Raw genomic sequence first — 12,813 nt, 5'->3', positions numbered from 1 at the left:
CTCAGGAGACACGCGGTGGAAATTTGGCCCCAAATTTTGTTTGGCGGAGTTGTCGCCGGCATTTTGGCGCAAGTGATCAGCGGGCGGCTTTCTCGCTCCGTGAAGATCTCGGAATTTCGTCAAAAATGGATTGATTCGCTGCGCGACGATGTCGCCGCTTACATAGGCGCCACCCACAAGTGGGTTCGAAAATACGAAGAGATCAACGCGATCGTTGCGTTCGAAGAGAAGAGTAAGAAAGAGAGGGAAGAGTTTCTTCCGCTGCAAAACGACGCGCTGGTGATCCTATCGAGAATCAAGTTGCGCATTAACCCGCTTAAAAATCGTTACAAGAAAGAAGACGATGCATTCTTGCGAGCTCTCGACAAGCTGCTCGATCTGGGGAAACTCGAACCGTCAGAGACCCCGACCATTGAGGTGGGATGGCGCAAGGGAGCAGACGACGCAATTGAGCTGGCGCGAAAGATACTGAAGCGGGAATGGGAAGTTACGAAGCAGCCGGGGCAATGGTTGTGAAGGTGGGGCACGCGATGAAAAAACTTGGTATCGGATTTCTCTGGGCTATTGCAGCGATCTATTTTGTAAGCCTGTCGGTGGCGCTCGTTGTTGCATACAGAAGCAAAGCTGATTGGTTGGTCATTCTCGGGGCGCTTTGGCTTGGGGTCTTCCTGGGCACGTTGGTCGGGTTTTATGTGCAAGAAGCTGACGAGTGGGGGCCGCGCGCGTTGACGACATCGATCTGGGTGGTGGCTGGCAGCAGCACCCTCGTACTCTTGCAATTCTTGAACCCGAGCGCCGGTTTGCGAGAGATTTGGTTTTATCCCCTCGGAATAGTCGGCGGTTTTATTGTTGGTACGATTTGGGAGTACGTAGATCCGCCACTGCCGTCCAAGTGACCGGAGGCTGTTAATGGGTGTCTTGCCACATCTCGGCTTGATCTTGCAGTGGATATCAGTTGCGCTTGCCGCGGCATCGGGCGCCCTTTGGATCTGGTCGGCAAAGGTGCCGCTTAAGCTGAGCTACCCATTCAGTGAGCCGTTCCTTCTTGAACAGAAGGTGCTGTATGCTCGTGCCGAGCAGTTGACCAACGATGCTGCAGTGAGCGCCGCGTTTGCGAAGCAGTCGCGATTGAGCGCCGCAGCCGGGATAGCCGCGTTTCTTTCTGCCTTTTTGCAGCTCCTCGCTTTGATGTTCTAGTGTGGGCACATTGTTATGGCGGAAGCCGAACTTAGCCTCTTTGCCGAGCGCGAAAGAACCCGACAGGAGCCGCTCAAGCGTGGAGAGCAGCTATTTGAGTTCTACGATAGCTGTGCGCGGGACGGGTACGATCAGCTCAGAGTGCTGCTTAACGGTTGGATCGCCGCTATCCCTGAAGAGCATCGGGCAGAGCTTGTCTCTCGGATGCAGTATGGAGGGGATGAGGCTTTCGGAGCAGCACTTTGCGAGCTGCTGGTTGCAAGCTTTCTCACGAAATCCGGTCTGAAACTCGTCTTCCATCCCGATGTTCCTGGCTCAACCAATCATCCAGATTTTGCGGTTGTCGACGAGGCCGGGAAGACGATCTGCTATGTCGAGGTCACAACCGTCAACCGAGCGGCCGAGCGCGCCAAGGAGCAGAATCGCGAGGCGGTTATCTACAACGCGATCGATGGCGCAAAGCTGCCCGCGGGTTGTTTGCTGGGTTACAACCTGGTGCGTGCTGGTCCAAGTAGCCCGGCTACCAAGCCGCTCGTCGCCGCCATCGAGCAATGGGCGCGAGACAATGTGGAGCAGGCGCGAACAGCGGAGATGGTCGGAAGATTTACGGCTGGCGAGTGGATCATTGAGATGGAGCTATATGCCGGTGGCGAGCCTGGGCAGCGTGGGCACGCCATAGGCGTAGCTTCGCTCGGAGGAGGCATCATTCACCCTCATAAAGACATACGAGCGGCGTTGGTAAAAAAGTCCCGGCGCTACGGCAAGCTCGATGCGCCTTACGTAATCGTCGTGGGCGATGGAAAGGACCAGCTATTCAGCGCTGAGACAGTGCGCATCGCGCTTACGGAAGCCGTCTTCGGGGACGAGAAAGCCGCAATGGTGGGTGGTAAGCTGCGCTTAGACTATGCGAAGAACGGATTTTGGAACGGACCAAACGGTCCGCAGAACCAGCACGTAAGTGGAGTGCTGCTCTTACCAAAACATACCGCCTGGCACCTGCGGGAAGAGAAGTGGCACCCGCTCTTAGCGGTCAATCCGTGGGCAACGTCGGCACTTTCTGCGGAGCTGAAAACCCTTCCTTGCCTTGAGAACGACAACGGGCGCTGGTCTCGTCACGACGGCGTAAACTTCGCGGATATTCTTGGTGTTCCAAATCCATGGCCGCCCGAATGACAACCAGCCAAATTTGCTAGCGATGGGGATCGGTGACAAGCTATGGCAAACGATAAGCTTGTGCTCGCGCGTACCAATATCGAAAATTTGGTATCCAACCTCAGGGGAGAAGTTGGCGAAGCGATCACGACATGGCTTCTGATGCGGCACTTTATTGCTTCTGCGCAGCAGCAACAATCGGGTAATATCGATAAGGATGTGAGCAACAAGAACGTGCAGTTCGCGCATCTCCTTGGCGACAAGCTGAGTGACGAGCTGGTCGGCCGGCTTTCGGAGTTAGCAGAGAAGAAGATTGGACAGCTGACATTCTACTTTGCGGCTCGCAAGCTCGGTCTCTTCGAGGCTGAGGCCGACGCCTTCACGGCGTACATCTTGAAATCGAAGATCCGAGACAAGCGAAATCGGGACGTGAGCCACAAGCAACTTCCCGGAGAAGCAAACAAGCAAACTTATTTGCATATCGAGTATCGGGTTTTGCTTCGCGCTGTGGCCCGTGCATTGCGACTCATGAAACGGATCGACCGTCATGTGCTTGGGCCTTGTGCTCCCTTTGTTTGGAAGGAGGCGCGCAAGCGGCGCTACGATTTTCTTTCGCCGCCGCGTGCTGGATATATGCTGGTTCCGTACCTCAATCTCTCACCAGAGGAACGGGTGCAAATCGTTTTGCAGGAGCTTGCCGAGAAGCGAACGAGGCTGACCGAAGAACCGACAATGATAAACGGGAAGCCCGCGAAGATTCTTGCGTGCAAGCAGTGGGGCGTGATTGTTTTAGGAAACGCGCTATTGGGGCTCGGTTCATATCCATTGATCAAGCTCGACAATCTTCAAATGGGTGAGCCTAGCGACGATGCGGAAGGAGCGCCTGCAGGCGCTCCTGGTTAAGTTCGCAATGCGGACCATTTGCTCATCCACTCTTGGAGATCGGCGGCGAGGATCAAAGATCGATGTCCACGCTTTACGACCCGCAGGCGGCCTTTGCCGATTTCCACGTACAACGAGGCGCGACTGATTGCGCAAAGCTCCAGCACTTCTTTTATTGAATAAGCGAGCTTCTGCGGTAGCTCAGGGACCGGGCGGTCTTGTGCTGGCGGCCGTGCTTCTGGCCTCTGCTCCACCTCCTGCGGTAGGGGACGAAGCGCTATGTCCTCAAGGATATCGACAAATCGTCGAATATGACTGAATAGCTCGCGCACCTGCGCATCGCGATTGCGCATCAGGTCTCCATTTCGATTCGATATTCGCGACTATTGCGTCGTCGAGGTTGCGGTGAAAAGCGATGCTTGCGGCAATATGATGACCGTGCGGGTGCTGGTCGACGTGTTGCCCCAGGTGTCGGTGGCCACGTAGTCGATCGTGTCGGTCGCGACGTGGGTCGTGTCGATCACAATGTTGCTGATCAGAGCGCCGTTGAGGAAGATGCGGTATGAGAGGTCGTGGCCTAGGTTGTCGGTCGCGATTGCACCAAGGTCCGTATAAGTGTCGCCAACGTTGAGGGTAGCAGGATTAGCGCCAGCAAGGCGGATCGTCGGGGGAGTGGAGGTCGAGCCGATCGTCAAAGGAGCCGGCGTGCTGATCTGGACCGCTGGCTGGCCGGAAAGGAAGACGTCGAGCTGAGACTTGGTGATGCAAGTTTGCCCGGTCTGATCGGAAAGGCAGAGTTCTTGGGTCGATATGTGCTTTGAAGTGAATGAGTCTGCGAAGCCAGCGACCGTCGCCTGGAGGCTCGAAAGCTCAGACGAGAGCGCCTGGATTGCCTTCACGATCGGACTGATTAAGCCAAGGTAGTTCAGGCCCAATGTGCCGTCTGGCGTGAGGGCAGTGGGGGACGTTGTCGAAACAAGGTTGGGGAAAATCGACTGCACTTGCTGGGCCAGGAAGCCGTATTGGCGAACGCCGCCTTTTTCTGGATCGAGCCAGTCGTAGGAAACCGGATTGAGCTGGTTGATCGCCGACAGGGAAGAGGAAGCGTCCAAGGAATCTACGTTCGTTTTCAAGCGGGCGTCAGAGCTTTGCGTAAGTGTGCCGGAGAGTTGCGCATTGCCGCCATCGAATACGGCAAAAACAGTGCTTGAGGCATTGTTGACCACGTTAAATGCCAGGGTAGAACTTGCCGTGTCAGCTCCCCAGACCGTGAGCTTTGAGTAGGATGTTGATGTACCAACGGCCAATGTTCCTGCGAAAGAAGATGCGCCTGTGCCTACGTAAAGCGAGAACCATCTCTGACTAGTCGCGCTAAACCCGAGCGAGAGAGTGTTGTCAGTCTGCGGGAGAAAGCCGCTACCCATCGCTTGCACGTAATTTCCGTTGCCGCTGGTCTGAAGTCCAGCGGAGCCGGTGCTATCTGATTTTCTAAATAGGAGTGTCCCATTATCCTGAGCAAATAGGACGTTGCCCCCGGTAATCGCGATTTTGTTGCCGCTAGTCGTTGTAGTGCCGACAGAAAAATTGCCGGCCACCGTTGCCGAGCCGCCGAAAGTCGCAGCGCCTGTACCGACATTTAAGGCAGCCCAGCGTTGGCTCGCGATACCAAGGGTGTATGTATTGTCCGGATACGGTACGAAGCTGCCGCCAATTTGCAGCGTTGTACCATCACCGGCCAACACCAAGCTGTTGCCGCCAGTTGTGTCGCTGTTACGGAAGTAGATGCCACCGCCGCTATTTGAGATTTGAATATTACCAACCACTTCCAACTTTGACGTAGGTGATGTGGTCCCAACGCCAACACTGCCAGTGCCGGTAATGCGTACTCTTTCCAAAGGTGTCGTAGATGCGCCTTGATAAGAGGTGAGGATAGCCAATCCCGATTGTCTATTGCCTCCGGTCGCGTTCTCGGTGACTGCTTGTATCTTGGCTCCAAGATCCGTTGTCGAGTTGCTGTCGGACAGAAGGATGGATACGGCATTACCCAGCGCCTGGGTGGTATTGTTGATCACTCTGATGGCATCGACATTTCCGGCGCTAAGCGATTTTGCAACGTCGAGAGTATAAGCCGGGTTGATCGTGCCGATACCAACATTGCCTCCATTGAGGATGGTAAGTGCCTGAGACTCTCCAGTGAACCCCGTCCCAAGATAAAGGTTGTTCACATAGTTGCCTCCCAAGTACAGATCACTTCCTAAAGTATTGGCAACAAACATGCTGTTGCCGCTCGCGTCTTTAGTGAGATACTGTCTTCCATTTTCGATCTGCACGTTGCCGCCAGCGACATACAGCTTCTGTGATGATGATGTCGTGCCAACTGCGACGTTCCCCCAAACCAGGAGGCCATTGCTCGGCGATGACTGTGTAGTGGTTCCAATACTCAAGCTGCCGGCGATGGTCGACGGACCGGTCCCAAGGAAGGCAGCATAGTATCGCTGTTGCGTGGGACCTACACCAAAAGACTGTACGTTGTCGGAGTTGGGGACCAATCCGGTGCCAAGCGTTTGAACATAGTTGCCGTTGCCGCTCACTTGCAAGCCAGCCGCACCGTTTAGATTAGATTGTTTGAGATAAAGAATGCCATTGTCTTGAGCGAATGTGACATTGCCGCCGGTGATTGTTAGGCCGGTTGAAGGCGAACTTGTGCCAATTCCTATGGCTGAGAATGCTCCTGCGCTGCGGACCGAAGTGCCCAAGGCGTAGGGCGAAGCAAAAACGGACATCAACGAACTAGGCGTGAGAACTCCTGATGAGTTGGAAGTGTCGAGGGTGCCGCTGACGAAGTTGGCAACTTGCTGGGCGACTATCCTGTAGCCGGCTGCATTGAGGTGAATGCTGTCATAGCGCAGATCGGTTGGTGGGATATCGTGACCAATATCCGTAAGATCTTGCGAGGAAGTGGCAATTCCTGCGTCACTCAAGCCGTGCTGAATGAGATAGCTCCGGATATCAAGGTAGTGCCCAGGATAGGTCGAGGCCAAATAGCTGTTGATGCTGACGATTTGGTTATAGCCAGATCCCCCGGAGTACTCATTTGAGCCAAACTCGCCGTTGAGAATTGAAAGGATCAGGTAGTGAGAGTTTGCGCCAAGCGCCGCGACCATGGCCGCAATATCGGACTCCACTTGGGAAGGGCTCGAATAGTTGTTTCTGCCAGCCCAAATGATAGCGGTGTTGTTGCTGTATGTGCCGGTGTCGACAACAAAAGTTGCGGACGATACGTTTACGGCGCTTCCAGAAGTCGCTCGTGTAAAGGTGTAGGTCCCTCCGGAGTACGTGACTGTTCCATACACTCCTGAGATTGTGCCGCTTACGCCTCCTGAAGGTCCTTGCGAGGTAACCGGTTCGTAACCGGTTGGGAAAGTAACGGTCACGCCACCCGATGCTGGGATTTGGCCGCCTGAAATTGTTGCGGTTGTTGAGACGCCTCCTTGCCGAACACCAATCTGTGTTGACGTCTGGCCGCCCACACCTTTGTTGGTAACGGTTCGGCCCGAGAGGTCGCTTGAGAGAGAAGAAGGGTAGGTGACTCCGGTGCCGTCCTCGTTGCCGGAAGTGAGGCTGTCACCCCACGCGACGATGCTATATGCCGAATAGACTGCACTGCTATTCGTTGCGTAGCTCAATCCCAGATTAGAACGCGTGGTGCTTGCATCGCCGGTGTTGAGTGAGCCGGCTAAGTAAGCAGAGCCAGCTACGGCGAACAGCGATGATGGCGATGTCGTTCCGACGCCGACATTTCCGCCCGACGTGATTGAGAGGCGGCTGAGGCCAGTGGTCTTGTCGTAGATGTCAAAGCGACCCGCGCCGCTCGTGTTTGCCGATCCCGTGGAAATGAGATCGTAAATGTGGCCGCCGATGTCCGCGTTAGAAAGCCGGATGATGCTGCCTAAGGTTGAGGTGGAGTCGATCGTGAGAAGTGACGATAGGGACGTCGTGCCAATGCCGACGTTGCCTGCAGTGTAGGAAATGTTTGCGCCGCTCGTTGCCCATTGACTGGTCGAGGCTACGACAATGCACGTGCCATCGCTCGGCGGGCACGTCGGGTTCAACGTTTGGCCGGGTTGGTAGGATGCGGAGGCTACTGCAGGGAGGAAGAGGCCAAGGTATAGGAGTGATGAAGCAAGGGCGGGTTTGGATTTCATATTTAAATCGCGGCCGGATATTTCAGTGTAGCACGGCGCTTAATTAAACAGGAAAGTACGAGGGTGAGAGCTACAGCACTCGTTTCAAGAGAGCGACTATCCTCCGCCACCAGCATGTTAGCCACGAACACGACGGGGTGGCTGCCGATGTGGCCGTCGTATCTGACACGTGCTTGGAGGCGTCGGCCGTGGTCGCATACAAGGTGACCGGCAGCGTTTCTGATACGATGGATTGCTGGCCATACTGCGCGGACACGCCGATCGTGTAGGCACCCGCGCCAAGGCCACTGGTTGGAATGCTGACGCTGAAGGCCGGTGATGCGGCAGGGACAAGCGTTCCGGTAATTGAATACGCTATCGAGCCGTCGGCGCGATACACGCGGTAGGCATAGGATACGTCTTGCGAGCGCTTCGTATCGTTGAGGGTGATGTTGAGCGCGAGAGGCTTGTCTACGACTGCCGTGGGGCTGGTGTAGATGGTCAAGGTGATGCTGGGCGTTAGATGGGCCGGTACTGTTGAGCCGCCGGTTGGGCCAGACTTTGGCTTGGTGGCAGTCGGTGGCGGCGTGGTTGGGACTAGTGACGAAGGTGTGGTCGATACGGCAGCGCTGCCGGTTGCGGGGCTTTGATACCCGTACGACTGCGCGCCGCTGATGGTGCCGCTACCACCGGTGTCGGTATTTGCGGCTGCGGTGGATGAATTGCGCCACGTGGTGGTGACGTTGCAGTAGGTGCAGTCAAAGGTCATCGTGCCAAAGAGCGATTGTGCGGTTGTTTGACCGTGGAAGCGCCCGCTGCTGTCGATCGTGACGCCGGTAAAGTTGATCCAACCGGTGTTAGCTCCCCAGGCATAGCCGCCTAGAGTGCCGGAGCTGTTTGTTATGCCGCCCTGATCGGGCGCCAGATTGATCCAGCCAAACCCTGCCGACCAGATGTAGCCAGTAAGCCCAGTGTCGGTGACGGTTACGTTGCCACCATTTGCATTCCAGTTTACGTAGCCTCCGTTGTCGTCCCATGCGTAATGATTGGTGGCATCGATCGTGCCGGTCGACGCGAGGGCCGGTTGCCAGGCAGCAACAAAGAATAGCGCGACTAGGAGCCCACGAAAAACATAGCTTGGCTGAAAACGCATAGCGGTTGTATGCCGTTATATTAGCATCGCTTTGCTCATTTGACATTGCTCAGTATCCGTCGAGTCTCAGCTTGGCTCAGTGTTGAAGACGGATGTTACTTGCCGGCACGTTTATGCGTGCTAGAAGAACGCCTCATATAAATCAGGAGCAGTGCGTGGCTAAGAAAGTAAAGAAGAAGACTATCGTTCGTCGGGAATATACCAAGGCGGACGTGAAAGAGCTGCGCACTCATTCGAAGGCGAAGACGCCCGTCGCAAAGATTGCGAAACTTACAAAGCGCTCCGAAGGCTCGCTGCGGCAAAAGGCGCTCAAGCTCGGAATTAGGCTTGGTCATCGGCGCTAGTTGGTTGAAAAGAAGAGGCTCGCCTTATTGACGAGCCAGCCGAACGTCCAGGTCATCGGAAAACGTCATGTAGACGTGCTCAATGAAGCGGGCGCGGTTTTCGGAGTTGCAGGTCATGTGATCGGCCAAGTGGGCGATCTCATGCAGAGCCGTGCCGCGAATCTCCCGTGGCACGGACTTGAAGATGACAATGATCCACGGAAGCTGAACGTCTCGAAAGATCGAGGCTCCCTGGTACTCCGCGGCCTCCTCGTAGTCCGTGCTGTAGTCCGCTATCAGCTTCTTTGGAATGATACCGGACTGCTCGACCAGCTTCGCGAATTCGGTAGGGTCGAATTGCTCCTGGACAACGAACAGACCGCGGACGTGTGTTTGCAGGAGCATGGGAAGTACATACGGTATGAGCATCATTACTCTCCTGAATGAGTTAGCCCTGCCCCACTGGTGGAGCACCGCTACGAATCGAACGTAGTCGGGGCGTGTCTCGACGGTCCCCCAACGGGGCATAACACTCGCCAGTGCGTTTAGCTGACCGATTGGCCTAGGTGGGAAGGGGCAGGGCTCTAACTATTTTACACCCTTGCCATCGAGCGCTCGTTCCTCGAAAGCGACTTCATTGCTATGGTGGTTAGCGCATGAAGAATGATTGATAGGAGACGCGTGTGTCATTAGATCGTGCATGTTATCTGGCTGGCAAGTTTTTGCATCTGTTTGCGCAAATCGAAGGTGAGCTAGATATCGCAATCGGGAAATTGTTTGAGCTTGAGAAAGATAATTCGCTAATTCTGACGGCCTCGATCGACTTCTTCAAAAAGTGCAACATCGTGAAGACCGCGCTCAATGCCCAAGACGACGGCAGCAAGGAGAAAGCCATTCGAGAGGCTTTCTCGGATGTCGCAAGAGTGAATGACTTACGGCAAATCGTAGCTCATTCGATGTTCGAGGGGCACGCGCCGGATGGGGTAGAGTTCCGACGCAATACAGCCAAGGGCGCTCTAAAGAAGGAAATAGTCGCTTGGAGCGAAAAGGATTGCGACGCCCATTTCATAAAGATGGAGCAAGTTAGACGAGATCTACACTTCTTGGTGCAGAAGATTGCTCCATACAAGCCAAGTCTGGATTTCTCCGACCCGCGAAATTCTATGTACCTCGGAATGTTTTGATGCAGCAGATCGCGACTGACGTCGTAGGCCGGGCTGACACGTCGACAAAAGGAAACGGCAGCCCTCGTTAGGCTGCCGCAACGGGCTCAATAGTCCTCCGCGAGCATAAGCAGTCCGACGCGTGCGGTCTTCGCTGGATCGGAAGGATCTTCAGATCCAGTCTGCATGTCGGGCGCGTAGTAGTCGCATTTCCAAAAGAACTTGCGATTGCACAGCTCGAATGTGAGAAAGTCGTGCTCATGGTAAGGATCGTTTCCGGCATCCCACTCGTTGAATTCCGACACTTTCAACCAAGCGGCCGACCGCACCATGTGTGGCAAAGCGGCGACGCTAGCCGACATCATCATTCTGCCGCCGGCAAACGTCTTGCGGAAGGCATCATTCAGCTCGCGGATGCGAGCCGTCTTGTCCTGCTCGTCACTCATAACGCTTCTCCTCACTGGCGGCACCCGAGAGGTCACGGATGCCGGGCAGTAGGGAGAAGAAAGGCCCGCACGCGGCGGGCCTCTATGTTCAGAAGAGCTCCAGGGTGTCGCAGTGCTTGGTCGCCATGAGGGCGGCCAGCATTTCGACCTGCAAGCCGGAGATTTCCGAAAGGAAGCACACGCAGTTTGTTGCGCCGGCTTCGTACGCTCGCAACACGTCGAGCACGTCCCGGACCAGGTAGAGGGTGCCGGCTTCGACCCGGTGAGCCCCGAAGATGATCTCCTGCGGGTTGAGCCCGTTCGGGATCGTGAGTACCGGCTGCTCGGTGCCGAGCGCGCGTCCGGCGAAGCCGAGGACGTTCCCGGCCGGGTCATGCAGCGCGATAGCCAAGCGGCCCCGGTTGGTCCCGGTGCTCGCAAAGCCGGCCTTCCAGTCCCGAAAGGTCTCGGCCGAGATCCCAAGCGCGGACAGGGCCGCGTGGGCGGGATCCAGCTTGGCCGCGTAGGTCTCCGGATCGAAACCTGGCTTCTTCTGGTGGGCAGGGGGAACGGTAGCAGGAACGGTACTGGTACTGTTCCGGCGGCCGGTCGTGGGAACAGTACCGTTCCCACCCAGGAAGGCCGCTGCTTCCGGAAGCGAGCAACCCCGGATGTGGGCCACCAAAGCGATCTGGTCGCCTCCTGCGCCCTTGGCGAAGCAGTAGAAGCCTCGGCCAGGGGTGATGACCAAGGCGCGCTCGCCGCCTGACTTGCAGGCCGGGCAGGGGCCTCGGTGTTGGTTGCCGTGCACCTTGAGGGCGAGGCCAAGCAGTCGCATGGCATCCTCCAAGGAGACACGGGTCTTCAGCTCCGCGAAATCGACGAAGGGCATTGGAGTCTCCAGCGACGTGGGGATAGCGAGAAGGTCCGTCCGGTTTGAATTGTACCATTGAGGCCAGAGGCAACCCGCAAAAGGAGAGTACCTGTGGCAAACCGTAAGCCCGACTACAAAGTCTTCGTATCACGCAACATCGCGAAGGAAGGCGAAGAGCCGAACAACTTCTATCACGAAGTTGGCGCGGCCTGGACGGTCGACAAAGATGGCATCTCGATCAGCTTGCACGCGCTGCCGATCGACGGCCGCTTGGTCCTCTTTCCGAACAAGGACTGAAAGAGAAAGGCCCCGATATGATCGGGGCCTTTTGTGTTGGCTAGAGTGCCGGCAACTGAGTAGCGGTTTCTTTTTCCGGGCAGGTTCGTGCTGAATGGCCCTCCTTGTTGCATTTAGAGCACTTCTGCGCGGCGCGAGTTTTTGCAGCGCCTGAACCGCCGAAGATTTCAGCTAGCTGCCGGTCGATGTCTTCGCGCTTCTCGATAAGGTCTTTCGCTTTACTGATGTCGTAGTCCATTTAGATCTCCTTCAGGTTTACGGGCGGGTGGATGGCACGGTGCCAATTCTCGAGAATTGACTGTGCGGGTGCGGGAGCTGCTTCGTAGCTCCCATATTCAGGCACGACCTTGAACAGGAACGGCTTATCCTTGGCGAGATTTGCCATGGTGTCGCGACGGGCTGTGTTCGTCGTGATCGTGAGCACGTTCATCAACTGCTGAACGCCGAGGTGGCGCTTGTAGACGCCTTTGAAGATCAGCTCGTGATAACCGCGGGCCTTCGTCGCGTACTCCTTCTCGCCGTGATTGCTCAGGTCGATCTCCCAAAAGAACATGCGATATTCGTTTGGATACTCGACGCTACAAATGGCGTCGGGTATGAGCTCGCCGCTGGTGACCGGGAAACGGAAGGGAGCCTTGAGCTGCTTCGTGGCACTGGGCGCGCGGGTGAGTATTGCTTCCCAGGGGATGAATCGCAGGCCAGCTTTGGTGACTGCAACTTCGAAGGATGCGAGAGCAAGGCAGACGACGAGATTGTGAACGGGCGTCCCACGCGAACCGGATTTAACCCAGATGGCGCGATCGGGGAGTAGTTCGCGGCTTTTCAGGTACGCGATCCCTTCGGCGGAAATTTCATATACCTGCGGATCTTTGAGGCGGTCGCGGCGAAAGAGATTGTTGGAGAGGCGGTTTATAAGCCCAGCGTCAAAGAGCCTGCGCAGTGCGCTCTTGGCGTTGCTATTTTCGCAGCCGATGAGCGCAAATATGTGCTTGCTATCGAGATAGCGATAGCGAGCGAGCGCAGAGAGAATCTGGTTGTGCCGCGAGGAAAGGCGGCGCAAGACGATGGGGAGGCGTTTGGTGCGAGGCCGATTCATACCTCATTGAATAACGGGCGGCGGCAGAAGAAAACGTTGGCTGTACACAGCCCGGAAGCACAATGCT

16 protein-coding genes are annotated in these 12,813 nt (G+C 56.0%); 8 read left to right on the top strand and 8 right to left on the bottom strand.

Annotation, left to right across the window (positions count from 1 at the left end):
• The first annotated feature begins 15 nt into the window (after positions 1-15).
• Genes AOQ71_RS21190 through AOQ71_RS21170 form a run of 5 tightly spaced genes read left to right on the top strand, consistent with a single transcriptional unit; the run spans position 16 to position 3,252 of the window.
• A complete protein-coding gene (locus tag AOQ71_RS21190) occupies positions 16-516 on the top strand; it encodes a hypothetical protein (RefSeq protein WP_157083611.1) in 501 nt (166 codons plus the stop codon).
• Complete coding sequence (locus AOQ71_RS21185) at positions 507-896, top strand: hypothetical protein (protein WP_057750421.1); 390 nt, start codon at positions 507-509, stop codon at positions 894-896. Before AOQ71_RS21190 ends, AOQ71_RS21185 begins: the two co-directional genes overlap by 10 nt.
• Positions 897-909: 13 nt before the next feature.
• Complete coding sequence (locus AOQ71_RS21180) at positions 910-1,197, top strand: hypothetical protein (RefSeq protein WP_057750418.1); 288 nt, start codon at positions 910-912, stop codon at positions 1,195-1,197.
• 15 nt (positions 1,198-1,212) lie between these two features.
• Positions 1,213-2,370, top strand: a complete 1,158-nt coding sequence (locus AOQ71_RS21175; RefSeq protein ID WP_057750415.1) for a hypothetical protein — start codon at positions 1,213-1,215, stop codon at positions 2,368-2,370.
• A gap of 42 nt (positions 2,371-2,412) precedes the next feature.
• On the top strand, positions 2,413-3,252 hold the full coding sequence (locus AOQ71_RS21170; protein ID WP_057750412.1) for a hypothetical protein: 840 nt from the start codon (positions 2,413-2,415) through the stop codon (positions 3,250-3,252).
• Here AOQ71_RS21170 and AOQ71_RS21165 read toward each other — a convergent pair.
• The 3 genes from AOQ71_RS21165 to AOQ71_RS21155 all read right to left on the bottom strand — a co-directional run bounded on the left by AOQ71_RS21165 (position 3,249) and on the right by AOQ71_RS21155 (position 8,568).
• Entirely contained in the window at positions 3,249-3,584 is a 336-nt protein-coding gene (locus tag AOQ71_RS21165) for a helix-turn-helix domain-containing protein (protein ID WP_057750409.1), read from the bottom strand. The genes AOQ71_RS21170 and AOQ71_RS21165 overlap by 4 nt on opposite strands.
• Positions 3,585-3,614: 30 nt before the next feature.
• The gene (locus AOQ71_RS21160; protein WP_083514381.1) at positions 3,615-7,436 is read right to left on the bottom strand and encodes a beta strand repeat-containing protein; all 3,822 of its coding nucleotides are present in this window, start codon (positions 7,434-7,436) and stop codon (positions 3,615-3,617) included.
• A 70-nt stretch (positions 7,437-7,506) separates the two neighbouring features.
• The gene (locus AOQ71_RS21155; RefSeq protein ID WP_057750403.1) at positions 7,507-8,568 is read right to left on the bottom strand and encodes a hypothetical protein; all 1,062 of its coding nucleotides are present in this window, start codon (positions 8,566-8,568) and stop codon (positions 7,507-7,509) included.
• A gap of 155 nt (positions 8,569-8,723) precedes the next feature.
• Here AOQ71_RS21155 and AOQ71_RS21150 point away from each other — a divergent pair, with 155 nt between their 5' ends.
• Positions 8,724-8,912 carry a hypothetical protein gene (locus tag AOQ71_RS21150; RefSeq protein ID WP_057750597.1) on the top strand — a complete coding sequence of 63 codons (189 nt, stop codon included), beginning with the start codon at positions 8,724-8,726 and terminating at the stop codon, positions 8,910-8,912.
• A gap of 24 nt (positions 8,913-8,936) precedes the next feature.
• On the opposite strand, the gene AOQ71_RS21145 is transcribed toward AOQ71_RS21150, so the two are convergent.
• Positions 8,937-9,323, bottom strand: coding sequence for a hypothetical protein (locus AOQ71_RS21145; RefSeq protein WP_157083609.1), 387 nt, complete (start codon positions 9,321-9,323; stop codon positions 8,937-8,939).
• Between the two features lie 251 nt (positions 9,324-9,574).
• Between AOQ71_RS21145 and AOQ71_RS21140 the strand changes: the two genes are divergently transcribed.
• Entirely contained in the window at positions 9,575-10,075 is a 501-nt protein-coding gene (locus AOQ71_RS21140; protein ID WP_157083608.1) for a hypothetical protein, read from the top strand.
• Positions 10,076-10,161: 86 nt separating this feature from the next.
• Here AOQ71_RS21140 and AOQ71_RS46000 read toward each other — a convergent pair whose 3' ends face one another.
• Positions 10,162-10,500, bottom strand: a complete 339-nt coding sequence (locus tag AOQ71_RS46000) for a DUF3768 domain-containing protein (RefSeq protein WP_057750395.1) — start codon at positions 10,498-10,500, stop codon at positions 10,162-10,164.
• Positions 10,501-10,588: 88 nt separating this feature from the next.
• Positions 10,589-11,371, bottom strand: coding sequence for a hypothetical protein (locus tag AOQ71_RS45995; RefSeq protein WP_057750392.1), 783 nt, complete (start codon positions 11,369-11,371; stop codon positions 10,589-10,591).
• 93 nt (positions 11,372-11,464) lie between these two features.
• Here AOQ71_RS45995 and AOQ71_RS21125 point away from each other — a divergent pair, with 93 nt between their 5' ends.
• A complete protein-coding gene (locus AOQ71_RS21125) occupies positions 11,465-11,650 on the top strand; it encodes a hypothetical protein (RefSeq protein WP_057750389.1) in 186 nt (61 codons plus the stop codon).
• A 40-nt stretch (positions 11,651-11,690) separates the two neighbouring features.
• On the opposite strand, the gene AOQ71_RS21120 is transcribed toward AOQ71_RS21125, so the two are convergent.
• Positions 11,691-11,888 carry a C2HC-type zinc finger protein gene (locus tag AOQ71_RS21120; RefSeq protein ID WP_057750386.1) on the bottom strand — a complete coding sequence of 66 codons (198 nt, stop codon included), beginning with the start codon at positions 11,886-11,888 and terminating at the stop codon, positions 11,691-11,693.
• Positions 11,889-12,746, bottom strand: coding sequence for a replication-relaxation family protein (locus tag AOQ71_RS21115; protein ID WP_057750383.1), 858 nt, complete (start codon positions 12,744-12,746; stop codon positions 11,889-11,891).
• Positions 12,747-12,813: the final 67 nt, after the last annotated feature.

The sequence above is a fragment of the Bradyrhizobium manausense genome (assembly GCF_001440035.1).
Lineage (GTDB): Bacteria > Pseudomonadota > Alphaproteobacteria > Rhizobiales > Xanthobacteraceae > Bradyrhizobium > Bradyrhizobium manausense.
This window is presented reverse-complemented; position numbering and strand designations above follow the sequence as displayed.